Origin of the sequence: Glaciimonas sp. Gout2 (assembly GCF_035018905.1) — a bacterium.
In the GTDB taxonomy this organism is placed as follows: domain Bacteria; phylum Pseudomonadota; class Gammaproteobacteria; order Burkholderiales; family Burkholderiaceae_D; genus Glaciimonas.
In genome coordinates this window covers 60,180-84,268 of the sequence record NZ_JASJXA010000014.1, presented here as the reverse complement: position 1 = coordinate 84,268, position 24,089 = coordinate 60,180, and the positions used below count along the sequence as shown (strand labels likewise).

Below are 24,089 nucleotides of genomic sequence, written 5' to 3'. Positions count from 1 at the left end.
CCGCAGTCCCTTTGCGCAGCCTTTCGGTTGCGCTTTTTTTATCGTATTGGTAAGTTTACAGTGCCAGCAATTTTTCAATGTCTGTCGTTAGTGCTTCGGGTTTTGTTTGTGGTGCGTAACGATCAAATACCGTACCGTCTTTGTTGATTAGAAATTTGGTGAAATTCCATTTGATTCCTTCACTTCCGAGTAAGCCTGGCGCGGAATTTTTCAGATATTGGAAAAGCGGTGCAGCGTGATCTCCATTGACGTCGATTTTGGCGAAAAGTGGAAAGTTCACGCCGAAGTTTTTTTCGCAAAATGCACCGATTTCCTCTGCGGTTCCTGGCTCTTGCGACCCGAACTGATTACAGGGGAAACCAAGTACCTCAAATCCCTGAGAGTGATATTTATCATACAGTTCTTCAAGCCCTTTGTATTGGGGCGTGAATCCGCATTTGCTGGCGGTATTGACGATGAGTACCACCTTGCCGCGGTAGTCTGCCAATGTTGTGGGTGTGCCGTCGAGTCGCTCAACGGCGAAATCGTAGATGTTGGTCGGTTGATGATTCATATTATTCCCAAATGTTCGGTGCCCGCACTTAAGTCGCGCGTGTTGGCATCTTTGCTGCGTAACTTGATGGCTAGTCGAAGATCGTTGAGCGAGTCGGCATTGCGCAACGCATCTTCATAGGTAATTTTATCCGCTTCGTACAAATCGAACAACGCCTGATCAAAAGTTTGCATGCCGAGTTCACGTGATTTCTTCATGATTTCTTTAATTTCGAGTACATCACCCTTAAAAATTAATTCAGAAATCAGTGGTGAATTAAGCATAATTTCCACAGCAAGACAGCGTCCCTTGGTCTTTTTCAGAGGAATTAATCGTTGCGATACGACGCCTTTTAAATTTAAAGAAAGATCCATCAATAATTGTGCGCGCCGCTCTTCGGGGAAAAAGTTGATGATGCGATCCAGTGCCTGGTTCGCGCTATTGGCATGTAATGTTGCCAGGCACAAATGACCAGTCTCAGCAAAAGAAATCGCATAATCCATGGTCTCGCGGTCGCGAATTTCGCCGATTAAAATGACGTCTGGCGCTTGACGTAATGTATTCTTCAGCGCGACGCCCCAACTTTCAGTATCCACACCGATCTCACGCTGTGTGATGATGCAGTTCTTGTGTGGATGCACGTATTCGACCGGGTCCTCCAGCGTGATGATGTGACCGTGACTGTTCTCGTTACGAAAGCCGATCATCGCCGCTAACGTGGTCGATTTGCCGGATCCGGTAGCGCCGACCATGATCACCAGACCGCGCTTGGTCATCGCGATTTCTTTTAACGATTCGGGTAAGCCAAGGTCGTCGAAGTTTGGAATCTCCGTGGTGATCATTCGAAGCACCATTCCCACGCGTCCTTGTTGTATAAACGCAGATACCCGAAAGCGTCCGACTCCAGTCGGGGTAATCGCAAAATTGCACTCTTTTGACGCCTCAAAATCTGCTGCTTGCTTGTCATTCATGATCGCGCGCGCGAGCTCCATCGTGTGCGCCGTGCTCAGCGGTTGATTCGATACCGGTGTGATTTTGCCATCGATTTTGAAGGCTGGCGGAAAGTCCGCTGTGATGAACAGGTCGGAGCCGCGCTTACTAACCATCAAGCGCAGCAGGTCGTGCATGAATTTGGTAGCCTGATCCCGTTCCATAATACTTTTGCCTAACAAAAAAAATAGTGCGAATAGTGGATAAGGAGTAATTTTTTAAATACTAACCTGGAAAATTATCTGGCGTCTTCGCCGCAGCGCGGGCCGTGGCCACGGAGATAATATTGCGTTTTACCAGATCGGTCAGATTACTATCAAGTGTTTGCATGCCAACGTTGCTGCTCGTTTGAATGGTTGAATACATCTGTGCAATTTTGCTATCGCGAATCAGACTACGGATCGCTGGGGTTCCCAGCATGATTTCATGGGCAGCGACGCGACCGGTGCCGTCTTTTGTTTTAAGAAGTGTTTGCGAAATCACAGCTTGCAAGGATTCAGACAGCATCGCCCTCACCATTTCTTTTTCCTCGCCCGGAAATACGTCGACTATGCGGTCAATGGTCTTGGCTGCGGAAGAGGTGTGCAATGTACCGAACACCAAATGACCGGTTTCAGCCGCTGTCAGGGCCAGTCGGATGGTTTCCAGATCGCGTAATTCGCCGACCAGAATGACATCTGGATCTTCCCGCAATGCTGATCGCAGTGCATTGTCGAACGAGTGGGTGTGCGGCCCGACTTCGCGTTGATTGATCAGACATTTATTCGACTGATGAACAAATTCAATCGGATCTTCAATCGTCAGAATGTGGGCATATTCGTTTTCATTGACGTGATTAACCATCGCTGCCAGCGTAGTGGATTTGCCAGAACCGGTCGGCCCCGTAACCAACACCAAACCACGCGGTTTCAACGCAAGCTCAGTAAAAATACGCGGTGTATTAAGTTGTTCAAGAGAAAGAATTTTGGACGGAATCGTCCGCATGACCGCTGCCGCACCGCGATCCTGATTAAAGGCATTCACGCGAAATCGGGCTAATCCAGGAATTTCAAACGAAAAATCGCATTCCAGATTTTCTTCATATACTTTACGTTGGCCGTCGTTCATGATGTCATAAATCATGCTGTGAACGGCTTTGTGATCCAGCGGCGGCAGATTAATGCGGCGTACATCGCCATTTACCCGGATCATTGGTGGCAGCCCCGCAGATAAATGCAAGTCGGAAGCCTTGTTCTTAACCGAAAAGGCCAGAAGTTCGGTAATGTCCATTTATAATCCCTGAGCTATTTTGTTTCGCTAACGATGAAAAGTGTTGCTGGTCCGCTCGCGGTACCGGCGCGTTTGAATGAGTATTAATGCAGTGTATTTACGGGTATTACGTTTGACCATGTGCCGAACGGCAAATTCAACCAAGTCGATTATGTCCTCAATCTCTCAGAAGTTGCAAGCTGTGCACGAAAGTATCCTGAACGCGACGACCCGGGCGTCGCGTCCGCTCGACACCGTGGCGTTATTAGCCGTATCAAAAACATTTGGTGCCGAAGCGGTATTAGAGGCAATTGCCGCTGGTCAACGTGCCTTTGGTGAGAATTATCTGCAGGAAGCATTAGACAAGATGGTGAAGGTCAGTGCATCTGGATTGGCCAGCGGTATTGAATGGCATTTTATTGGGCCAATTCAAAGCAATAAGACACGACCAATTGCCGAGCATTTTGACTGGGTCCATACGATTGAGCGTGAAAAAATTGCACAGCGTTTGTCCGATCAACGGCCGCCGGAACGCGTGCCGTTGAATGTTTGCCTGCAAATAAATATTAGCGGTGAGGCTAGCAAAAGTGGCGTGTCACCCGATCAGGCGCTCACCGTAGCACATGCCATTGCCGCTTTGCCCCGTTTGAGGTTAAGAGGTTTGATGGCGATCCCGGAAGCTACTGACGACGTGGTTCGGCAGCGCGCAGCATTCCGCCAGGTGAGAGAATTATTTGAACATTTACAAGGTGGCGGATTGGCATTGGATACCTTATCAATGGGGATGTCGGCTGACATGGATTCCGCAATTGCAGAAGGCGCCACGATTATACGTATTGGCAGTGCTATTTTTGGGCAGCGGGATTATTCCTGATGCTGATTCTGGCCGATCATGATCGATCAGCCCAGATTGTTGCTGAAACCACGTGCTGTGATTGATGCGCAATATTATACAAAAAACACCTATTAATAATGATTGGGAAATAAGATGGAACAGAAGCTAAAAATAAGCTTTATCGGCGGTGGCAACATGGCGACTGCCTTGATTGGCGGTTTGGCTGGGACCGTCACCGAGGGTGTAAATATACATGTGGTGGATGTTAATTCTGCGGCGCTTCAAAAACTTGCACAGCGATTTTTAGTCACCACATCGACCGAAATCGATGCCACCGTCAGCGGCAGTGATGTTGTCGTTTTAGCCGTAAAACCGCAACAAATGAAGCAGGTAATTACCGCTTTGTTGCCTTACGTCAATGGTCAGCTAATACTTTCCATTGCTGCTGGAATTCAAGCTGTGGATTTATCTCGTTGGTTAAATGGCCACAATGCGATCGTCCGTTGTATGCCCAATACCCCCGCACTTATCGGTAAAGGAATTACCGGCATGGTCGCAACCGCTGGAGTATCCCCACAGCAGCACGCTATGGCCGACTTGATTATGTGTGCAGTTGGTTCAACTATTTGGCTGGATGATGAAGCGTTGATTGATTCTGTTACCGCGATTTCCGGCAGCGGCCCGGCTTATGTGTTTTACTTTATCGAGGCGATGCAGCAAGCGGCCCAGGAATTGGGGTTGACTCCTGAACAAGGCAACGCATTAGCGATTGCGACCTTTGTTGGCGCATCCCAGTTAGCTGTAGAGTCTTCCGATCCGGTGTCGATTTTACGTGAGCGGGTAACGTCAAAAGGCGGCACCACTTATGCAGCCTTAAACAGTTTGGAGGCGAGCGGAGTAAAGGCGTCCATCATCGAGGCAGCGAAAGCGGCAGCGTTGCGTGGCAAGGAGTTAGGCGAAGAATTTGGGCGTGATTAACGAAGCGATAAAAACAGGGATATTTTGCTCTTCCTGGACAGCTTAACGAAAGATTGCCGGAAGGCCGACCCAGTTTAAAAAGGCGTAAACGATTTTCGTTTGCGCCTTTTTTTACCAAAATTTATGTAATTCTTACTTGCTGCGACCAATCACGATGCCAGCCAGCAGACCAATCGCCGCAGCCACGCCGACAGCTTTCCATGGATTCCCGCCAACGTATTCGTCGGTGACATGTGCGGCGTGCTTGCTTTTTTCTACCGCTTTTTTTGTCACTTTCGGGAGTTCTGATTTTGCGCTCTGTAAGGCTGCTTTCAGCTTCTCACGGGCGACTTTGAAACGGTCATCTACCTGATCACCTGTTGCATCGATAAGGTCTTGCGCATCTTGCATAACAGATTTCAGTCCGCCGCCTAAGTTCTCGCGACCGTCTTTTATGGATTCGTTATTAATAGCCATAATTTACCTCTTTCATGTGAGTGAGCAAAACAATTAATTCGAAATGGTTCTATAGGAAAATTAGAATAATTGTATGATTTATTATCGTAAAGCATAGTCAAGTACAACGCCACAAAATAGTGCCGCACCGAGCCAATTGTTATGCCGGAATGCGGCGAAACAACGGGCTCGATCACGACCTCGTATCAGAATGTAATGATAGATTGCAAACAAACTTGCTACCAATAAACCCGCGCTGAACCACCCACGCAAACCGTACTGCCAGCCAACAAAAAACAGCAATAAAAAACAGATGGCATAGCAGATCATCACAGCTAAAACATCAAAACGACCAAATGTAATGGCTGAGGTTTTTATGCCGATATGGAGATCATCTTCACGATCCACCATTGCATATTCAGTGTCGTAGGCAATCGCCCAAAATACATTTGAGATCAACAAAATCCATACTAGTAGTGGTACAGCATTTTGAACGGCAGCAAAACTCATTGGTATGCCAAAGCCGAATGCGATACCCAGATATGCTTGCGGTATTGCAAAAAAACGTTTGAAATAAGGATACGTTCCAGCGATGATCACGGCCGCGACCGAGAGTTGTTTGGTATAGGTGTTCAGGGGTATGATCAGCAATAATGCCGCGACAGCCAACACAGCCGCTACCATCAATGCTTCCCAACTGGCAATCTTGCCGCTTGTTAAAGGGCGCAGAGCGGTACGTGAAACATGTTTATCGAAATCGCGATCAGCATAATCGTTGATGGCGCAACCGGCGGACCGCATCAAAACCGTGCCCACTGCAAAAATCAAGACTAGCTTCCAATCCGGTTTGCCATCGCTCGCTAACCAGAGAGCGATGAGAGTCGGCCACAGCAATAACAGGATGCCGATGGGTTTGTCGATGCGGATGAGTTGGCAGTAAAGTTTAAATCGGTTCATGGTTTCTAATCGTGGTGTCTTTATCTATCTGCACTCTTTGCGTTTGGATAGATAAAGAACATGCTGGCGCGCTAACAGTCGTTTCTTTATTTGGTAAATATTGATGATGCAAAAAATAAATAAAGAGCTTACATAACCAGCGGTGACACTTTCCAGTCGGTATGTCGTTTATTCTGCTTTACTCTTGGTGCCGTTTGCCTGATGGTCGGCCAAAGACTCCGTGCTAGTAAGCCAATAGTTGGCCGGATGCTGCCATTTAAACGATGGTTTCTGAAGCGGCGATTAACCCGCAATCATCCCTCAATCACTTTTTCATCTGGCAGAAAGCTCACTCCTGGCAAACCGCATGCCAGCACCGCTTGCCGGACTGACTCGATTGCGGCAAGTCGGGTAAAACTTTTGCGCCACGCAATCACGACGCGTCGTGATGGACGAGGAGAGGAAAACGGAATGTAGCGCAGGTTACCTTCTTTCGTATCCATGTCGGGCACGGATGCACGTGGTAACGCAGTGATGCCGATACCGGACGCGACCATGTGGCGGATTGTTTCCAATGATGAACCTTCAAAAGTTCGGGCTATACCGTCACCGGTTGTGGAGAAGCGAGACATTTCTGGGCACACTTCTAACACCTGATCGCGGAAGCAATGGCCGTTGCCAAGCAGCAGCATGGTTTCTGATTTTAAATCTTCTGCACTAATATTTTTACGACTGGCCCAGTCGTGATCCTTAGGTAGCGCGACGACAAATTCTTCGTCGTAAAGCGGTTGCACCATCAGACCGTGCTCCTGAAATGGCAATGCCATGATGGCAGCGTCTAACTCCCCTTGACGTAATAATTCTAGCAGCCGCACTGTAAAATTTTCTTGCAAAACCAAGGGCATTTGGGGGACGCGGTCGATCATGGTTTTGACCAGCGGCGGTAGCAAATAAGGGCCAACGGTATAAATAATGCCAAGTCTTAGCGGGCCAGCTAACGGGTCTTTATTTTGATTTGCGATCTCGCGGATGGTGGCTGTTTGTTCCAATACCCGTTCGGCCTGCGCGACAATTTGCAAACCCAATGGCGTGATGGAAATTTCACTGCCACCGCGCTCAAAAATCACAACACCCAGTTCCTCTTCCAGCTTTCTAATGGCAACGGACAGAGTCGGTTGTGCGACAAAGCAGGCTTCCGCTGCATGGCCAAAATGTTTTACGCGGGCTACGGCGACGATATATTTTAGTTCGGTTAGAGTCATGTCATTATCTTCGCATATTTTTTAAGACGTTTTTTTACAATTGAATAATTGGGACATCATCGTGATGTACATCAAGCGGGCATCAAGGCGTGCATTAAAGGATGCACCAACCGCGCATCAAGTCGCACACCGTATCCAATATATTCAGGGCAGCAGCACAATAAAACTGACAATAATACGATGGCCGCTACGTTACTGTACGGCGTGTGACCGTAGCAGATTTTACACCTTCAAAAAATCTTCGCGGCCAGCAAGCCAGCGCGCCAGATGTGCCTCGACTGTTATCACGTTTTCTGGCGTTGAATGGTGCAAAAGACTCTCTGCGAGCGCGCTTGCCTGATCGACGATCCATTGATCAGTACTCAAGTCCGCAAAGCGCAGCATGGCTTGTCCAGATTGACGCGCTCCTAAAAATTCTCCAGGGCCGCGTATTTCCAGATCACGACGTGCAATCTCAAAGCCATCCGTCGTTTCTCTCATTGTCATGAGACGCTGCTTAGCAATCGGGCCTAATGGACTTTGATATAGTAACAAACATACGCTGGCCGCGAGGCCACGTCCAACCCGGCCCCGTAATTGATGTAATTGCGACAAGCCAAAGCGCTCTGCGTGTTCGATTACCATCAAAGAGGCATTGGGTACGTCGACACCGACTTCGATCACGGTTGTGGCGACCAGCACGTGAATATTACCGGCTATGAAGGCCTCCATGACAGCTTGCTTTTCGGCGGGTTTAAGACGCCCGTGCACCAGGCCAATCTGCAAGTCTGGCAGCGCTTCGACCAGCATCGCATAGGTATCCGTCGCAGTTTGTAATTGCAAGGCCTCAGACTCTTCGATCAAGGGGCAGACCCAATACACCTGGCGACCTTCCTGTGCCGCGGCGTGGACGCGCTGGATGACTTCTTCACGACGATTCTGGTCGACGCTGCGGGTTACGATCGGGGTGCGTCCAGGTGGGAGCTCGTCGATGACAGAAATTTCCAGATCTGCGTAATAGGTCATCGCTAGCGTACGCGGAATCGGCGTTGCGCTCATCATCAATTGATGTGGCACTACCTCGGATGCGACGGCATCCGGATTACTGCTTTCGGTCGTCGATTTTTGCCTTAGCGTCAGGCGCTGACCGACACCGAAACGATGCTGTTCATCGACAATTACTAGCCCAAGTTTAAAAAATTGCACGGTTTCCTGGATCAACGCATGCGTGCCGATGACCAATTGCGCCTCTCCGGACGCAATGCGCACCAACGATGCGAGTTTTTCTTTTTTCTTTAAACTACCGGTTAGCCAAGCCACGCTGATACCTAACGGTTCCATCCAGCCAGCAATTTTACGGAAATGCTGATCTGCCAGGATTTCCGTCGGGGCCATCAAAACTGCTTGAAAGCCGCTATCGATTGCTTGCGCAGCGGCCAGCGCGGCAACCACGGTTTTGCCGCTGCCGACATCGCCTTGAAGCAAGCGCTGCATCGGAAATGGCTCCTTGATATCGGTGCGAATCTCTGCCATCACCCGCTGTTGTGCGGCAGTCAGGGTGAACGGCAACGTTTTTAAAAAAGCATCGGATAATGCGCCGATCAACGGAAGCGCCCGCGCATTTTGGGCGCGACGTGCGAATTGCGCACGTTTTAGCGACAACTGTTGGGCCAATAGTTCATCAAATTTCATTCGTACCCACGCAGGGTGAGAACGATCTGCCAACGCTCCTTCGTCAATTTCAGGCGGTGGATTATGTAATAAACGGACAGCTGGCTCAAACGGGACTAATTGATAGGTTTTTAGCTGGGCCGGGGATAAAGTGTCACGCCATTCTATTTTTTGCATGGCATCGGCGATTGATTTGCGCAGAAAAAGTTGCGACAAACCTTCGCCTGACGGATAAACGGGCGTTAATGCGCTTGGCAGCGGCGCACCCTCAAGGACGATTTTGTAGGTTGGATGGACTACCTCGGCACCAAAAAAACCGTGCCGGATTTCGCCGCGCGCACGAACGCGTGTGCCGACCGCCAATTGCGTGATTTGGCTGCCGTAAAAATTGAGAAACCGCATCATCAACTGACCACTGTCATCTGCCAATGTCACAACCAGTTGGCGCCGTGGCCGATATTGAACGTCGCAGGCGCTGACAATGCCTTCGACTTGTGCGACGGTGGTTCCCATCATACTAGCCTGATGGATGGTGACGACCTGGGTTTCGTCCTCATAGCGGGCTGGCAGATGCAACACCAGATCCATATCGGTACGTAAGCCGAGGCGTGCTAACTTGGTTTCCCTGCTCGCAGCAGGGGCTTTGGCGGGCTTACGAAGTTTGGTGGCAGATGATGGTTTTCGCGTTGGTTCAGGCATATAGGCCGTAAATGTGGCGGCTGGGCGTAAAATAGCGGGTTGTTTGAGGTTAATACAGAACTTATGCAAAACTTATGCAATATAAGCGCAACGCCTGGTCCTTAGAGTTGTGCCATTGTAAAGGCTACTCGACACATTCGTAAGGTGCATAAACCTTAAGTGTTGATAGATCGGATATTTTTAATCTTATTATTTACTCAGTTATTAGTTAAGTATGCATTCTCTTTCCGATTACGATTTCACCCTACCACCCGAATTGATTGCGCAATTGCCGTTGAGCGAGCGTAGCGCCTCCCGTTTATTGCATGTTGACGATGCATCGTTTGGCGCATTAGATGGTGCGTCATTAATTGATCGCCAGTTTACGGATGTGGTGGATTTGCTATCACCCGGTGATTTATTGGTATTCAACGATACCCGCGTATTGAAAGCCCGTTTCTTTGGTGTCAAAGCGACTGGCGGCAAAGTCGAGGTACTGGTCGAACGCGTGATCGATAACCGCACCGTGCACGCGCAGGTGCGCGCGTCAAAATCGCCGCAAACGGGGACGCAGATACGTTTAGCTGAAGCTTTTGACGTCACCGTCGGCGAGCGTGTCGGTGAGTTTTTTACACTGATATTCCCAGCGGATGTATTCGAACTGATCGAGACGCATGGTCGCTTGCCGTTGCCGCCCTACATAGAGCACACGGCAGACGCGTTCGACGAGACGCGCTATCAGACCGTCTATGCGAAGCAACCTGGTGCCGTAGCGGCGCCGACTGCAGGCTTGCATTTCGATTTGGCGTTGCTCGAGCGTTTGCGTGAAAAAGGCATCGGTTTTGCCTACGTCACCTTGCACGTCGGGGCCGGGACTTTCCAGCCGGTACGTACTGAAAACCTTGCCGACCATAAAATGCATACAGAGTGGTACACAATCGATTCTGCGACTGTGGAGGCAGTCCGGGCGACCAAGGCCGCTGGTGGTAACGTCGTCGCTGTGGGAACTACTAGCTTGCGTGCGCTGGAATCAGCTTCCCAAACCGGTGAATTGCTGGCCGGCGGTGCCGATACTGCGTTATTTATAACGCCGGGTTATCGCTTTAAGACTGTTGATCGTCTCATTACCAATTTCCATTTGCCGAAATCGACATTGCTGATGTTAGTGTCGGCTTTTGCCGGTTACGATGTGATCAAGGCAGCTTACGCGCACGCGATTTTACAAAAGTATCGGTTTTTTAGCTATGGCGATGCCATGTTGCTTACTTATCGGCGAAGTAGCGGTAAAGGTGCCGAAAAATGAAATGATATTGCGTTTATGCTGGGCTACGTTGTAGAGCATTTGTTCTGTGATCGCCCGCAATATAAAATGCAAAGCGCGTGACGGCGCGTTTGATGATGTCAGGCGTGCCAAAGTGCGTGCCAAAAATACAATTGAGAATCCATATGCTTGAATTTACGCTGCTTAAAACTGAAGGAAACGCACGCCGAGGCCGCGTTAAACTCAATCACGGTATAGTCGAAACACCGATTTTCATGCCAGTCGGCACATACGGTTCAGTCAAGGCCATGTCGCCGCTGGAACTAAAAGAGATCGACGCACATATTATCTTGGGTAATACCTTTCATCTGTGGTTGCGCCCGGGTATCGAAGTCGTCAAAAAGTTTGGTGGTCTTCATAAATTTATGGGCTGGGACAAGCCGATCTTGACAGATTCCGGCGGATTTCAGGTGTTTTCTCTCGGGGCGATGCGCAAGATTACCGAAGAAGGTGTCAAGTTTTCATCGCCTATTAATGGTGATAAGTTATTTTTGTCGCCGGAAGTATCGATGCAAATTCAGAAAGTCCTGAATTCTGACATCGTGATGCAGTTTGATGAGTGTACGCCGTACGAAATTGACGGTCGTCCTGCCACGCAAGTTGAGGCAGCTGAGTCGATGCGCATGTCTTTACGCTGGGCCAAGCGCTCGCAAGATGAGTTCAATGGCGGCGAAAACCCCAATGCTTTGTTCGGTATCGTCCAGGGCGGGATGTTTGAACATTTGCGCGATGAGTCGTTGGCGGGTCTAAGCGAGCTGGATTTCCATGGCGTGGCGATTGGCGGTCTGTCGGTCGGCGAGCCAAAAGAAGAAATGATGCGCGTACTGGAACATATCGGCCCTAAGTTGCCAGCCAACAAGCCGCATTATTTAATGGGTGTCGGCACGCCGGAAGATCTGGTGGCCGGTGTTCAAAGCGGCATTGACATGTTTGACTGCGTTATGCCGACGCGAAACGCGCGAAACGGTTGGTTGTTCACGCGTTTTGGTGATGTGAAAATCAAAAATGCGCGCTATAAAGAGGATATTCAACCGCTTGATGAAACCTGCGGTTGCTATGCATGCCAAAACTTTTCACGTGCTTATTTACATCATTTGCACCGCACTGGCGAGATTCTGGGCGCGCGTTTAAATACGATTCATAACTTGCATTACTACCTCGATTTAATGCAAAACATTCGTAATTCTCTCGATGTCGGGGGATTTTCGGCATTTGTAGAGCAATTTCATGCAGATCGCGCGCGCGGGGTTTAACGAAGAAATACTGCAAAAAAGTGCCAAAAACTGGCAAAAAATAGGTAATTAAGAGGGGGAAGTCGCAAATCACTCAGCGTTGCCCCATAAGCATCTGCCTAGTATTTAGGCAGTATGCTATTCCTGGGCCGCCCAATGCTAAAATGCGAGGCTATTTTAAAACAACCATCAGGAGCATTCTCGTGTTTATTACTACTGCACATGCGCAGACTGCGCCCGCCGCCACAGCATCTACAGGCCCTTTTGGTCTGGGTGGCAATCTGACTAGTTTCCTGCCGATCATCTTGATGTTCGTCGTTTTATACTTCCTGATGATTCGTCCGCAGATGAAACGTCAGAAAGAACAAAAATCCATGATGGATGCTTTGGGTAAGGGCGACGAAGTCGTCACAACCGGCGGCATTCTGGGTAAAGTTGTAAAAGTCGCTGATGGTTACGTGACGTTGGAAATCGCCAGTGGCACTGAAGTTACTCTGCAAAAAAACGCAGTGACAACATTGCTGCCTAAAGGCACGATCAAAGCACTGTAAGCACCTCGCTGATTGCTGGCGTGATAAGAACGTTCACTGATAATTTTACGATTTGGGCGTTAAGAGTGAGTTTATTGGTTGCATAGTGGTTGCTTACTATTCACCCATTGCTCGCTCTCATAAATTGTGATTTTATCGGTGAGGCGTTCTTAATATCATCAGGTTCAGTAGTGGTTGTGGATGTGAGTATTGAATCGTAAAAGTTGAAAAGCCAAATTTTTGCCGTTTTGCCAATAGCTTCGCTATTGATCATAAAAACCGACAAAATTTGTTTTTCTTAGTAATTTTTCGCCTTGAATCCTCGCCTTGATTCCTGAAGTGAGACGCTGTCTGTTTTATCAGACGTTTCTATCGGTATCGGGCATTATTTTTAGTAGTACGAGTATGTTGCAAATTGCGTTTTGCAAGTTGCGGACTCACACCAAACGCTGAATCACTATGAATCGCTATCCAATCTGGAAATATATTGTGATCGTCATCGCGCTGTTGTTTGGCGTGCTGTACACACTGCCGAATTTTTTTGGCGAATCACCTGCGGTACAAATCAGCAGCATAAAGTCTACCCTGAAGGTAGATAGTGCGTTGAGTGGGAGGGTGGAACAGGTTCTGGACCAAGCCAATCTGGCGCCCCTCAATGTTATCTTTGATAATGCCGGTGCCGAAGGCTCGGTGCGTGCGCGTTTCAAGGATACGGACACCCAGTTCAAGGCTAAGACCGTACTGGAAAAAGCATTAAATACCGATCCGACCGATCCAACTTATAGCGTCGCGTTTAATCTGGTCCCGAATACGCCGCAATGGCTACAAAGTATTCACGCGTTCCCTATGTTTCTTGGGCTTGATTTGCGCGGCGGAGTGTATTTCCTGATGCAAGTTGATGTTAAGGCGGTCGCCAACAAGCGCATTCAGGGTTTGCAATCAAGTGCTCGCAGCATTTTGCGCGACAAGGATATACGTTATAGCGGTATTGATCGTAACGGTGATGCGATTGAAATCAGTTTCCGCGATCAAGATACTCTGGGCAAGGCAAAAACCTTACTGGCAGATCAATTGCCGGAGCTGACGCTGACCGATGGACCAGTTGGTGCCGATCCAAAGCTGATTGCGACCTTGAAAGCGGATGTGTTGAAAACAACCACTGATCAGAGCGTGCAGCAAAATATTCTGACGTTGTCCAAGCGCGTCAACGAGTTGGGTGTTGCCGAACCGATCATTCAACGCCAAGGCGCTGATCGCATCGTGGTGCAGTTGCCGGGTGTGCAAGATGTAGCGCGCGCCAAGGACATTATTGGTCGTACCGCCACCCTGGAAGTGCGGATGGTCGATGAGTCAGTTACGCGCGGTACCGAGGCAACTGCCGCTGTGCCGTTTGGTTCTGAATTGTTCAAGATTGGCAAGAACGCCCCGGTGGTTTTGTACAAAGATCCCGTACTGACCGGCGACTATATCTCTAACGCGTCTGTGTCGTTTGATCAAAATCATCAGCCAGCGGTGAGTATTGATTTGAATGGTGATGGCGGGCGCAAGATGCGCGCTGCTACACGCGACAAAATCGGTAAAGCGATGGCAGTCGTTCTGTTTGAAAAAGGCAAGGGCGAAGTCCTGACGGTAGCAACAATTCAAAGTGAGTTGGGTTCCAGCTTTCAGATTACGGGCATGGGTACGCCACAAGCGGCTGCCGATCTGTCGTTGTTGATGCGTGCTGGTTCGCTGGCTGCACCAATGGAAATTATTGAAGAGCGGACCATCGGACCGCAACTCGGTGCCGAGAATATCAAAAAAGGTTTTGATTCAACCATGTACGGCTTCCTGGTGGTCTCGATCTTCATGATCGCGTACTACTTGTTATTTGGTGCGTTTAGTGTGATTGCGTTGTCGGTCAATCTGTTGCTTCTGGTAGCAGTATTATCGACGCTGCAAGCAACCTTGACGCTGCCCGGTATCGCCGCGATCGCGTTGACACTCGGTATGGCAATTGATGCCAACGTGCTGGTGAACGAGCGGATACGAGAAGAATTACGCAAAGGGAACTCACCGCAAGCGGCGATTGCTTTGGGCTTCGAGCATGCCTGGCATACCATTCTCGACTCTAATGTGACCGCATTAATTGCCGGTATTGCGTTGCTGACGTTTGGTTCAGGTGCGATTCGCGGCTTTGCAGTGGTGCATTGCCTTGGTATTCTGACCTCGATGTTTTCAGCGGTGTTCTTCTCGCGTGGTTTGGCCAATTTGTGGTACGGCCGCCGTAAGAAACTGACATCATTGTCGATTGGTAAAGTCTGGACGCCGGGCGATTAATTGTTTGTCTGTTGTCTGATAAAAATTGCTAAAGTAATTGTTGATATGACCGGAGTGCCAATTTTTACTCCCTGCAGTGCAGGTTAGAAAGATGGCACGGTCGAACTGAAAGGTCTGTGATGGAATTTTTCCGAATTAAAAAAGATATTCCGTTTATGCGCCACGCATTGATTTTGAATGCGGTGTCAGCGCTAACGTTTGTCTTAGCCGTGTTTTTCCTTTTTCATAAAGGATTGCATTTATCGATCGAATTCACCGGTGGTACAGTGATGGAGCTGACGTACAGTCAACCGGCAAATATCGACGGCATCCGCAAGACGGTCGAAGATATTGGTTTTACTGACAATCAGATCCAAAGTTTTGGTACTGCGCAGGATGTCTTGATTCGCCTTCCAGCCAAAAAAGGCGTCAGTTCATCTCAACAGAGTGAGACTGTTTTGACTGCGTTGAAGGCCGTGAATCCTGACGTTCAGTTGAAACGCACCGAGTTTGTCGGGCCGCAGGTTGGTGACGAACTGGCACATGACGGTTTGATGGCATTGCTGTTCGTGATTATTGGTATCGTTATCTATCTGGCGATTCGCTTTGAGTGGAAATACGCAGTCGCAGCGATCATCGCTAACTTGCATGATGTGGTGATTATTCTAGGATTTTTTGCCTTCTTCCAGTGGGAATTTTCTCTTACCGTATTGGCGGCAGTATTGGCCGTATTGGGATATTCGGTCAATGAATCGGTGGTGGTGTTTGACCGGGTTCGCGAGACATTCCGTGACCGAAAATACGGCAAAATGGCGACGCCGGATGTATTGAATCACGCGATTACAAGCACAATCTCTCGCACAATTATCACTCACGGTAGTACCGAAATCATGGTGTTATCAATGCTGATATTCGGCGGCCCAACGCTGCATTATTTTGCTGCTGCGCTGACCATCGGTATTCTGTTTGGTATTTATTCTTCGGTATTTGTCGCTGCTGCGCTGGCTATGTGGTTGGGTGTTAAGCGCGAAGATCTGATCAAGCCGATTAAAGAAAAAGATGAAACTGAAGGCGCTGTAGTTTAAGTGTCAGTTTGAAATCCCAGTTTGACTCCCGATCAGCCCCGTTAAGAAAAACGGGGCTTTTTTTCGTCTGTTGCTGACGTCTTTGCAATTATCAGTATGGATATGACTGCTCAGTTATTTATGCGGCCACTGAGCACTTTAAGCGTCAGGGATGTTGAGACTCAGTAACGCTGAACTAAGGCATTTTCCATGTGCATCAAGCGCTAGCGAGCGAGTAACGCCGCCGCCGAGTGCTTTCTGCAAAACAAAATTCATAGCGCCGAGGTTGGGTAGCATATAGCGGACGACTTCGCCAAATACGATATCGGCGAAGTGCGCTTTCACTACCTCGGCGGTGACATATTTTTCTAATAGTGGATAGTCTTTGCCATCATAAGCAATGAGCGAAAGGTTAGAAATATCTCCCTTGTCGCCAGCGCGAGAATGGGCAATATCGCGAAGCTTCATGTCAGGTCTCCTTATGCTGAATAGTGAATAGAGGTCATGACCGAAGCCTCCGGCAGCAACGTTGAGCGCACGGCAACCACATCTTTCGCCACCTTGGTTGCACCGCCGCCGCCAGCTGGTCCGCAGGTATATAAAGTCTCAACTTCATTACCGATGCGGATGGCTTCTTTCAGGCTGTCGGTACGCGCTACTACGCGGATGCGGACTTCGTACGGCTCCGAATCTGGCATACTTAAGCCAGCGCCATGGATAGCATTGACGCCGATTAAGTCATACCGGATTTCGTCAACTTTCACTTCGGTTGTTTTCAATCTTTCAGCAACAATATCTAGCGCGAATTGAGCGCGTGCCAAGGCACCGGGACCGGCATACGACATTTGTCCTTCACCGATATAACTATCGATGTAGCCAATCGATACCTTTAGCATGCCGGTCTTTGGATGGCCTGTCGCGCCATGAATGGCGACCCGATCCGTGCCGATTTCGGAGATCGTTACTGCAGAGAAGTCGGCCACGACATCTGGCGTCAAATAGGCCGCCGGATTATGAATTTCGTAGAGCAGTTGTTCCTTGCATGTCGCGGCCGTGACCCGCCCGCCAGAACCAGCCACCTTGGTAATAATCACGCTGCCATCCTCGGATACCTCGCCAATCGGAAAGCCCAACCGTGCCAGGTCAGGGACGTCCTTATAACCTGGGTCAGCAAAATAGCCACCGGTAATTTGCCCTGCGCATTCGAGCAAATGGCCTACTAACGTACCTTGCCCGAGTCGATGCCAATCGTCCATCTCCCATCCAAACGCATGAATCAGCGGTGCGAGAACTAAGGCCGGATCGGCCACACGGCCGGTGACGATCACGTCTGCGCCCTGGGCCAAGGCATCCACCAACGGTTGGGCGCCAAGATAAGCGTTGGCAGACAGTAAGCGCTCGCCCAATGCCATCACTGGACTGCCACTATCGTCTACATAATGACCTTGCTGAAGGATGGACAAAACGTCATCGCCAGAAATCGCAGCAATTTTCAGTTTGGTCAAACCCAGTGATAACGCAATCTCCTTAATCTTGGCGGCGGCGCCAAGTGGGTTTGCGGCACCCATATTGGTAATGATTTTGATCCCTTTTTCGCTGCAAATCCGCAATACCGCCTGCATCCTGTCTGCGAGCAGCGGATCGTAACCCAGCGTAGGATCTTTCATTTTTGCTTGTTGGGCCAAGGCAATCGTGCGCTCTGCAAGGCATTCGAATATCAAATAGTCGATATTGCCTTTTTCGGCCAGTTCAATTGCTGGCTCAATGCGGTCGCCCGAGTAGCCAGCACCGGCTCCAATACGGATATGTTTCATTATTTCTCCTTTCACCTAGCGCCTGTATTCGGACGCCAGCCATCAAAGTGGACATTATTAATTCGGCACTATCGATATAAAAATACCAACGTAGATAACACTGGTCACGGTCATCATTGGGCCTGACGTTACAGCGGAAAAATCCCGAGAATAACGCAAGCGATGGTCATCACAATTGATGCTGCAAATAGATATTTGAACGTGTATTTTTGATGATCAGCCAGATCGATTCCGGCAAGTCCTGCGACCAAAAATGTGGCTGGTGTCAGCGGACTGATAGGAAATCCTGTCGTCATCTGACCCAATAATGCCGCCTGTGCCACCTGGATCGGCGGCACACCCAGCATATGACTGATCTCCGCGACTACCGGAAGCACGCCGAAATAAAACGAGTCGGGATCGAACAGTAAAGAGAGCGGCATCGACAGCAATCCCAGCACCACAGGAATATGCGACGCCATTGAGGGTGGCACCAAGGCGACCGCTGCCTTTGCCATCGCCGAAAGCATGCCTGATTTGGTCATGATGCCGGTAAATACGCCTGCCGCAAATAGAATGCTGGCCATCAGCAATGCCGCTTTAGCATGTGCGTCGACGCGGGCGCGTTGCATGTCCACGTTCGGGTAATTGATCATCAGCGCGAGGACGACGCCAACCATAAACATCACCACTGGATCAATCTTGCCGCTGATCATGACGCCAAGGACGATCACTGTTAGTGCAATGTTGATCCAGAAATTGCGAGGCCGACGAATCTGCTTTTCGAGATCGGTCAATTCATGCTTGTGGACAAATCCGATCGGCGCGCCGTTGGTCAGACCTAAACGGATTTCCTCTTTCCGGCCCAACCAATAGGACACTCCGAAAACAAATACCAGACCGATCAGTTGAATCGGTATCAATGGAGTGAAAATTTCGCTTACCGGTATATGAAGCGCAGCCGAAGCACGGATCATCGGGCCAGTCCATGGTAAAAAATTTACGCCGGCTGCCAGCGATGCAACACAAGCGAGAACCCGTTTGTCTATACCAAGCCGCGTATACAGCGGCAGCATCGCTGGAATTGTCACCAGAAAGGTTACCGCGCCCGAGCCGTCAAGATGGATCAGCAATGCCAGCAACGCTGTGCCGGGAACAATGCGCGTCGGACGACTTCCCACCACCCGCAAGATGCCGCTGATGACGGGGTCGAGCATGCCTGCGTCAGTGACGATTCCGAAGAACAAAATAGCAAATACGAACATTCCTGCGACGGGCGCAATATTGGTAATGCCGGCGACAATGAATTTTGAGGTTTCCAGCCCGAAGCCACCGATCAGCGCGGCAATAATTGGTATGGCAATAAGCGCCACCAACGGCGACATTTTTTTGGTGAGGATCATCGTCAGCAATACGATAATCGTGATAAATCCGAGCAGTGCCAGCATGTTGTCTCCAGGTTTTTTAAATATGCTTATCTAGGTAGCATTTGGGTATATTCTGAATGGCTTTATTTATATTGTAAAATTAGATTTTTAGATGAATTAATCGGTAATTGAGATTAATTGACCGTCAAATCAAAATGCGAGTGGTGGGTAGCGAACACTAACTTTTCTCAATCTATCGTTGAGCCGAACGTATGCAGCCTAATATCTCCACAAAGTTACTCCACGCGTTTCTTGCCCTCAACGAGTGCCGGCATTTTACGCGGGCGGCGCAGCGATGCCATTTGTCGCAGTCGGCATTTAGCGTGGTGATTCAAAAATTGGAGACGACAGTCGGTACGCAACTGGTCGAGCGCGATACACGTAACGTCACACTCACTGCAGAAGGTGAAATTTTTGTGGAAGTGGCGCGCAGTCTTGTTGCTGATATCGAATCCGCATTTTCGGATATGGCCGATTACGTGGCTCGCCGTAAAGGACGGGTATCCATGGCGGCACTGCCATCGTTGGCCGCCAATGGCTTACCGGCGGTGATTGCGGCGTATAAAAAACAATTTCCGGGGATTAGCGTTCAGCTTTATGACGCGCTATCCGATCAATGTCTGGAATTGTTGCGATTGGGAAAGGTCGATCTGGTGGTGACCGCACCTGGCGCTCGTTTGATGGAGTTTGAGACGAGAACGCTTTGCAGTGATCCGTTTTACCTCGTTTGCCGACGGGATCATCCTTTGGCGGAAAAAACGAGTATCGCCTTAACCGACTTAACCGGCTGCGATTTGATTCACCTGGCGAAGTCCACTAGCGTGCGGCAAAAGGTCGATCTTCTTATCCGCAATATAGCGGTCAACGATACGGGATTCGAAGTCGAGCATTTAGCGACAGTAGCGGGGCTAATCGAGCACGGCTTGGGCATAAGCTTGGTTCCTGCGCTCACTTTATTCCAATTTCGACAGTTGAATCTGAAGGCGATTCCGGTCGAAACCGAGGGCGTAATCCGTCCGATATATATCGTGAAACAAAAGGATCGCAATCTCTCTATCGCCGCACGGGGAATGTTCGATTTGATCGTGGCAAGCTTTCAAAACCCTGCATTGCCAGATCCATACCTATGATCTCGATTCTGCGCTGACCGTTTAGCTAATCGGCTCTTTCAGGCAATTATCCAGCGAAGATGATGGTAGCGCTAGCCGAGAAGACATGCCGTAACCAGAGCGCTCCGTTACATCTATTGAATGAGATCCAGCGTATAAAAAAGCAAGATATCAAGTCTACAGGCATAATTAGATCGGTCGTGAACTGAGGCGTGCTCCTATCGTCATAACGCTATCCACCAAAAAATGTTTGGCATTGTCGGCATTGGATTTTTGTACAGAATTGTTGTAAATCAATATTCAAAAAAATGATGCGCCAATTGGCGATTAGCGGACAGGAGTAAAGATGGATTGGAATAATGCGCTGCTGGAAAGCCTGATATGGATCAGTAAGGCTTTCGTTATCAGCATTATCTGCTTGACCCTGATCGTGCTGATTCTGGCGCGTTTTACAACCTGGGGGAAACAGTTTAGCCGGCTAACAGCGGATTTTTTTAATCCTGCAAGAAGTAAGCAACCATTAATCTGGTTAGTTGGGATTGTTATTCTGACCCTTTCTTCGGTGCGAATGACTGTTCTATTTTCATTTTGGAGCAACGGTCTTTACAGTGCGTTGCAAAAATTGGATGCCAAAACGTTTTGGGCCATGATGATGATTTTTTCCATCTTGGCTACCGTTCACGTTTTCCGTGTGTTAGTTAATTTTTATGTGCGGCAGGCTTTTTTGATTCATTGGCGCGTGTGGCTTACCAACAATTTGGTGGATCGCTGGCTGGCCAATCAAGCCTATCACCGCACACAATTTGTTGCGCAAAAAATCGATAACCCCGACCAACGTATTCAGCAGGATGTAGAAGGTTTTGTGTCAAGTTCGCTGACCTTATCGATGGGCGTGCTGGATTCGGTCGTTTCACTCTTCTCGTTTAGTATTATCTTATGGGGCTTGTCTGGCGCGCTGGCAATGTTTGGTATTGAGATCCCGCGCGGCATGGTATTTGTGGTTTATATTTACGTACTGATCGCCACAATTTTTGCAGTAAAAGTTGGTCATCCATTGATGCGATTAGCGTTCTTAAGCGAAAAATTTAACGCGGATTTTCGTTATGCATTGGTCCGCATACGCGAATATGCGGAAAGTATCGCTTTTTTTCGTGGTGAGAATGTTGAGCGCAACACGTTGGGTATCCGTTTCGGCAATTTGATTGGCAACATGTGGGCGATCGTTTCTCGATCCCTGAAGTTTCAAGGCTTGAATCTCGTCATTAGTCAGATCGCGGTAGTGTTTCCCCTAATCATTCAAGCGCCACGTTTTTTCAGTAAACAGATTACGTTGGGCGACATGATGCAAACGGCGCAAGCATTTGGGCAAGTCCAGGATGCGCTTTCGTTCTTCCGTAATGCGTATGATGATTTTGCAAGCTATCGGGCGATTATGAATCGCCTTACAGGCTTCCTTGATTCGATCGACGCCGCACAACAGTTACCGGGCGCTCAGATCGATTATCAACAGAATGCGTTTATCGTCGACGGGCTGACGGTCAAAACGCCAACGCAGGTGGCTTTGGTAGAAAATCTAAGTTTTAGTTTGATGCCAGCGTCGTCGCTTCTAATACGCGGTCGTTCGGGTGTCGGAAAGACTACATTGTTGCGTGCAGTTTCTGGATTGTGGCCTTACGTTGAGGGCGATGTGGTACGTCCGGACGTTGAGCACACTTTATTTCTACCGCAAAAGCCGTATCTTCCTTTGGGTACGCTGCGTACCGCCTTGCATTATCCAAACCTTGTGCTTAACGATGATAGTGCAGCTGAAGTGCTGCGCCAGTGCCAACTCGGACATTTGATTGGGCGGCTCGATGATCCGGCTGACTGGACGCAAATACTATCGCTAGGTGAACAACAACGGCTGGCAATTGGCCGCGTGTTATTGAGTCGACCGCAAGTCGTTTTTCTCGATGAGGCGAGTTCGGCAATGGATGAAGGGTTGGAGCATGCGATGTATCAATTAATGCGCGAATCGTTGCCGCAATTGATCATGGTCAGCGTTGGGCATAGGAGCAGTTTAGCGATGTTCCACGCCCAGGAATTGGTCTTGCTTGGCAGTGGAAAATGGCGGCTCGGGGCGATGGAAGGTTGGCTGGATGCTTCCGAAACGCCGCTGCTACCGGTGGTTTGACGGGTTTGCACACCCGGTCAGTTTAATCGAATGATTTTGTTTTTGATTTGGTTACGCCGGGTCAAGAGCTTCAAAATACTTTTTATGGTGCGACTATTTTTATAGTCCTAAAATATTAAGTCGAAAAAAATGGCTACCGTAAGTAGCCATTTTTTTGTCGGGCAAGGGAAACGCAGCAACCTAAACTACGTTTCTATTAAATCTTCTTCGCAAGTTCAGCTGCATAGCCGATGTAATTTGCTGGCGTCATTGCCAGCAAAAGATCTTTTGCTTCTTGCGGAATGGCCAGTGTCAAAATGAACGTCCGCAATGCGTCTTTGGAAATGCCTTTGCCACGGGTTAGTTCCTTTAATTGCTCGTAGGGATTTTCGATACCATAGCGACGCATCACGGTTTGGACCGGTTCTGCCAATACTTCCCACGTTGCATCAAGGTCTTCCGCCAGGCGGGATGGATTGACTTCCAGCTTGTTCAGGCCGCGCAAGCAACTGTCATAAGCCAGCAGCGAATAGCCAAGTCCGACACCGATATTGCGCAGCACGGTGGAGTCGGTCAAGTCACGCTGCCAGCGCGAGACCGGCAATTTTTCCGACATGTGTTTGAGTACAGCGTTGGCCATACCCAGATTGCCTTCGGAGTTTTCAAAGTCAATAGGATTGACCTTATGCGGCATTGTCGACGAGCCGATTTCACCAGCCTTAAGGCGCTGCTTGAAATAACCAAGGGCAACATAGCCCCAAATATCGCGATTCAGGTCGAGCAATATCGTGTTGGTGCGGGCAACCGCATCAAACAGTTCCGCCATGTAATCGTGTGGCTCAATTTGAATTGTGTAGGGGTTGTAAATCAGGCCGAGGCGTTGTTCAATCACATTTTTCGAGAATGCTTCCCAATCAAATGTTGGGTAGGCAGAAAGGTGGGCGTTGTAGTTGCCGACTGCACCATTCATTTTGCCCAGTATTTCCACATCAGCTATACGCTTGGCGGCACGCTGAAGGCGGGCGACGACGTTTGCCATTTCCTTGCCAAGCGTTGTCGGACTTGCCGGTTGACCATGCGTGCGCGACAGCATCGGTAGTTCGGCGTTCTCGTGCGCCATTGCGGTGAGCTTGGCGATTAATTGTTGTAGCGATGGCAGCAAAACAGTGTCTCGCGCTGCCTTCAACATCATACCGTGGGATGTATTATTAATGTCTTCTGAGGTGCAGGCAAAATGGATGAATTCCGATGCTGCGACGAGTTCGGGCACGTCCTTGACTTGCTCTTTAAGCCAGTATTCCACTGCTTTTACGTCGTGGTTGGTGATTGCTTCTATTTCTTTAATTCTCGCGGCGTCTGACTCAGTAAATTCAGCGGCTATCCTATCCAACTGTGCGTTTGCGATTGCCGAAAACGGTTTGATTTCGGTAAAACCAGCGTTAGATAGAGCTTGCAGCCACGATATTTCTACTTTGACACGGTGGTGCATGAAGCCGGACTCAGACAAGATCGGGCGCAGTTTGTCGGTTTTTGCGGCATAACGACCGTCTAGCGGAGACAAGGCAGAAAGTGCGGTAAGGGACATGGTAGTGAAGATCAGAAAGTGTGAATCAAAGCGC

20 protein-coding genes are annotated in these 24,089 nt (G+C 49.1%); 9 read left to right on the top strand and 11 right to left on the bottom strand.

Going from position 1 to position 24,089, the window contains the following annotated elements; all coding sequences use genetic code 11:
* Positions 1-55: 55 nt before the first annotated feature.
* The 3 genes from QN379_RS11980 to QN379_RS11970 all read right to left on the bottom strand — a co-directional run bounded on the left by QN379_RS11980 (position 56) and on the right by QN379_RS11970 (position 2,791).
* A complete protein-coding gene (locus QN379_RS11980; RefSeq protein WP_322233269.1) occupies positions 56-553 on the bottom strand; it encodes a glutathione peroxidase in 498 nt (165 codons plus the stop codon).
* Complete coding sequence (locus tag QN379_RS11975) at positions 550-1,686, bottom strand: PilT/PilU family type 4a pilus ATPase (RefSeq protein ID WP_322233267.1); 1,137 nt, start codon at positions 1,684-1,686, stop codon at positions 550-552. The genes QN379_RS11980 and QN379_RS11975 overlap by 4 nt, the downstream gene beginning before the upstream one ends.
* 61 nt (positions 1,687-1,747) lie before the next feature.
* The gene (locus QN379_RS11970; protein ID WP_322233265.1) at positions 1,748-2,791 is read right to left on the bottom strand and encodes a type IV pilus twitching motility protein PilT; all 1,044 of its coding nucleotides are present in this window, start codon (positions 2,789-2,791) and stop codon (positions 1,748-1,750) included.
* Positions 2,792-2,942: 151 nt separating this feature from the next.
* On the opposite strand from QN379_RS11970, the gene QN379_RS11965 reads away from it, so the two are divergent.
* Both QN379_RS11965 and proC read left to right on the top strand, forming a co-directional pair.
* Complete coding sequence (locus tag QN379_RS11965) at positions 2,943-3,644, top strand: YggS family pyridoxal phosphate-dependent enzyme (RefSeq protein WP_323506736.1); 702 nt, start codon at positions 2,943-2,945, stop codon at positions 3,642-3,644.
* A 114-nt stretch (positions 3,645-3,758) separates the two neighbouring features.
* A complete protein-coding gene (gene proC / locus QN379_RS11960; protein ID WP_322233263.1) occupies positions 3,759-4,583 on the top strand; it encodes a pyrroline-5-carboxylate reductase in 825 nt (274 codons plus the stop codon).
* 132 nt (positions 4,584-4,715) lie between these two features.
* Here proC and QN379_RS11955 read toward each other — a convergent pair whose 3' ends face one another.
* From QN379_RS11955 to recG, 4 genes are all read right to left on the bottom strand, one after another.
* Positions 4,716-5,039, bottom strand: coding sequence for a DUF883 family protein (locus QN379_RS11955; RefSeq protein WP_322233261.1), 324 nt, complete (start codon positions 5,037-5,039; stop codon positions 4,716-4,718).
* A gap of 81 nt (positions 5,040-5,120) precedes the next feature.
* Positions 5,121-5,975 (bottom strand): 4-hydroxybenzoate octaprenyltransferase, encoded by an 855-nt coding sequence (ubiA, locus tag QN379_RS11950; protein ID WP_323506718.1) that lies wholly within the window; start codon positions 5,973-5,975, stop codon positions 5,121-5,123.
* Positions 5,976-6,268: 293 nt separating this feature from the next.
* Entirely contained in the window at positions 6,269-7,216 is a 948-nt protein-coding gene (locus QN379_RS11945; RefSeq protein WP_322233256.1) for a LysR substrate-binding domain-containing protein, read from the bottom strand.
* Between the two features lie 222 nt (positions 7,217-7,438).
* Positions 7,439-9,565 carry an ATP-dependent DNA helicase RecG gene (gene recG / locus QN379_RS11940; protein ID WP_322233254.1) on the bottom strand — a complete coding sequence of 709 codons (2,127 nt, stop codon included), beginning with the start codon at positions 9,563-9,565 and terminating at the stop codon, positions 7,439-7,441.
* Positions 9,566-9,779: 214 nt separating this feature from the next.
* On the opposite strand from recG, the gene queA reads away from it, so the two are divergent.
* The 5 genes from queA to secF all read left to right on the top strand — a co-directional run bounded on the left by queA (position 9,780) and on the right by secF (position 16,010).
* Complete coding sequence (gene queA, locus QN379_RS11935; protein ID WP_323506717.1) at positions 9,780-10,847, top strand: tRNA preQ1(34) S-adenosylmethionine ribosyltransferase-isomerase QueA; 1,068 nt, start codon at positions 9,780-9,782, stop codon at positions 10,845-10,847.
* Positions 10,848-10,990: 143 nt separating this feature from the next.
* Positions 10,991-12,118: a tRNA guanosine(34) transglycosylase Tgt gene (tgt, locus tag QN379_RS11930; protein WP_323506716.1), complete on the top strand. Its 1,128-nt coding sequence runs from the start codon at positions 10,991-10,993 to the stop codon at positions 12,116-12,118.
* A 182-nt stretch (positions 12,119-12,300) separates the two neighbouring features.
* A complete protein-coding gene (gene yajC / locus QN379_RS11925) occupies positions 12,301-12,648 on the top strand; it encodes a preprotein translocase subunit YajC (RefSeq protein WP_322233248.1) in 348 nt (115 codons plus the stop codon).
* Positions 12,649-13,086: 438 nt separating this feature from the next.
* Positions 13,087-14,946 carry a protein translocase subunit SecD gene (gene secD / locus QN379_RS11920; RefSeq protein WP_322233246.1) on the top strand — a complete coding sequence of 620 codons (1,860 nt, stop codon included), beginning with the start codon at positions 13,087-13,089 and terminating at the stop codon, positions 14,944-14,946.
* Positions 14,947-15,065: 119 nt separating this feature from the next.
* Positions 15,066-16,010, top strand: coding sequence for a protein translocase subunit SecF (secF, locus tag QN379_RS11915; protein WP_322233244.1), 945 nt, complete (start codon positions 15,066-15,068; stop codon positions 16,008-16,010).
* A gap of 138 nt (positions 16,011-16,148) precedes the next feature.
* On the opposite strand, the gene QN379_RS11910 is transcribed toward secF, so the two are convergent.
* The 3 genes from QN379_RS11910 to QN379_RS11900 form a co-directional block, all read right to left on the bottom strand.
* Positions 16,149-16,457 (bottom strand): hypothetical protein, encoded by a 309-nt coding sequence (locus QN379_RS11910; protein WP_322233242.1) that lies wholly within the window; start codon positions 16,455-16,457, stop codon positions 16,149-16,151.
* A gap of 11 nt (positions 16,458-16,468) precedes the next feature.
* Positions 16,469-17,803, bottom strand: coding sequence for an acyclic terpene utilization AtuA family protein (locus QN379_RS11905; RefSeq protein WP_323506715.1), 1,335 nt, complete (start codon positions 17,801-17,803; stop codon positions 16,469-16,471).
* 128 nt (positions 17,804-17,931) lie between these two features.
* Positions 17,932-19,230 (bottom strand): citrate:proton symporter, encoded by a 1,299-nt coding sequence (locus QN379_RS11900; RefSeq protein ID WP_323506714.1) that lies wholly within the window; start codon positions 19,228-19,230, stop codon positions 17,932-17,934.
* A 191-nt stretch (positions 19,231-19,421) separates the two neighbouring features.
* Between QN379_RS11900 and QN379_RS11895 the strand changes: the two genes are divergently transcribed.
* Both QN379_RS11895 and QN379_RS11890 read left to right on the top strand, forming a co-directional pair.
* A complete protein-coding gene (locus QN379_RS11895) occupies positions 19,422-20,339 on the top strand; it encodes a LysR family transcriptional regulator (protein ID WP_323506713.1) in 918 nt (305 codons plus the stop codon).
* Positions 20,340-20,664: 325 nt separating this feature from the next.
* Positions 20,665-22,491, top strand: coding sequence for an ABC transporter ATP-binding protein/permease (locus QN379_RS11890; protein ID WP_323506712.1), 1,827 nt, complete (start codon positions 20,665-20,667; stop codon positions 22,489-22,491).
* 196 nt (positions 22,492-22,687) lie between these two features.
* Here the strand turns inward: QN379_RS11890 and purB are convergent, their stop codons facing one another.
* Positions 22,688-24,055 (bottom strand): adenylosuccinate lyase, encoded by a 1,368-nt coding sequence (purB, locus tag QN379_RS11885; protein WP_323506711.1) that lies wholly within the window; start codon positions 24,053-24,055, stop codon positions 22,688-22,690.
* Positions 24,056-24,089: the final 34 nt, after the last annotated feature.

Bases quoted from the DNA above. Each gene is read 5' to 3' on its own strand.
- secF (WP_322233244.1), top strand. From the start codon at position 15,066: ATGGAATTTTTCCGAATTAAAAAAGATATTCCGTTTATGCGCCACGCA.
- ubiA (WP_323506718.1), bottom strand. From the start codon at position 5,975: ATGAACCGATTTAAACTTTACTGCCAACTCATCCGCATCGACAAACCC.
- QN379_RS11955 (WP_322233261.1), bottom strand. From the start codon at position 5,039: ATGGCTATTAATAACGAATCCATAAAAGACGGTCGCGAGAACTTAGGC.
- queA (WP_323506717.1), top strand. From the start codon at position 9,780: ATGCATTCTCTTTCCGATTACGATTTCACCCTACCACCCGAATTGATT.
- QN379_RS11945 (WP_322233256.1), bottom strand. From the start codon at position 7,216: ATGACTCTAACCGAACTAAAATATATCGTCGCCGTAGCCCGCGTAAAA.
- QN379_RS11910 (WP_322233242.1), bottom strand. From the start codon at position 16,457: ATGAAGCTTCGCGATATTGCCCATTCTCGCGCTGGCGACAAGGGAGAT.
- QN379_RS11890 (WP_323506712.1), top strand. From the start codon at position 20,665: ATGGATTGGAATAATGCGCTGCTGGAAAGCCTGATATGGATCAGTAAG.
- QN379_RS11980 (WP_322233269.1), bottom strand. From the start codon at position 553: ATGAATCATCAACCGACCAACATCTACGATTTCGCCGTTGAGCGACTC.
- QN379_RS11970 (WP_322233265.1), bottom strand. From the start codon at position 2,791: ATGGACATTACCGAACTTCTGGCCTTTTCGGTTAAGAACAAGGCTTCC.
- purB (WP_323506711.1), bottom strand. From the start codon at position 24,055: ATGTCCCTTACCGCACTTTCTGCCTTGTCTCCGCTAGACGGTCGTTAT.
- proC (WP_322233263.1), top strand. From the start codon at position 3,759: ATGGAACAGAAGCTAAAAATAAGCTTTATCGGCGGTGGCAACATGGCG.
- QN379_RS11895 (WP_323506713.1), top strand. From the start codon at position 19,422: ATGCAGCCTAATATCTCCACAAAGTTACTCCACGCGTTTCTTGCCCTC.
- QN379_RS11975 (WP_322233267.1), bottom strand. From the start codon at position 1,686: ATGGAACGGGATCAGGCTACCAAATTCATGCACGACCTGCTGCGCTTG.
- QN379_RS11900 (WP_323506714.1), bottom strand. From the start codon at position 19,230: ATGCTGGCACTGCTCGGATTTATCACGATTATCGTATTGCTGACGATG.
- secD (WP_322233246.1), top strand. From the start codon at position 13,087: ATGAATCGCTATCCAATCTGGAAATATATTGTGATCGTCATCGCGCTG.
- QN379_RS11905 (WP_323506715.1), bottom strand. From the start codon at position 17,803: ATGAAACATATCCGTATTGGAGCCGGTGCTGGCTACTCGGGCGACCGC.
- tgt (WP_323506716.1), top strand. From the start codon at position 10,991: ATGCTTGAATTTACGCTGCTTAAAACTGAAGGAAACGCACGCCGAGGC.
- QN379_RS11965 (WP_323506736.1), top strand. From the start codon at position 2,943: ATGTCCTCAATCTCTCAGAAGTTGCAAGCTGTGCACGAAAGTATCCTG.
- recG (WP_322233254.1), bottom strand. From the start codon at position 9,565: ATGCCTGAACCAACGCGAAAACCATCATCTGCCACCAAACTTCGTAAG.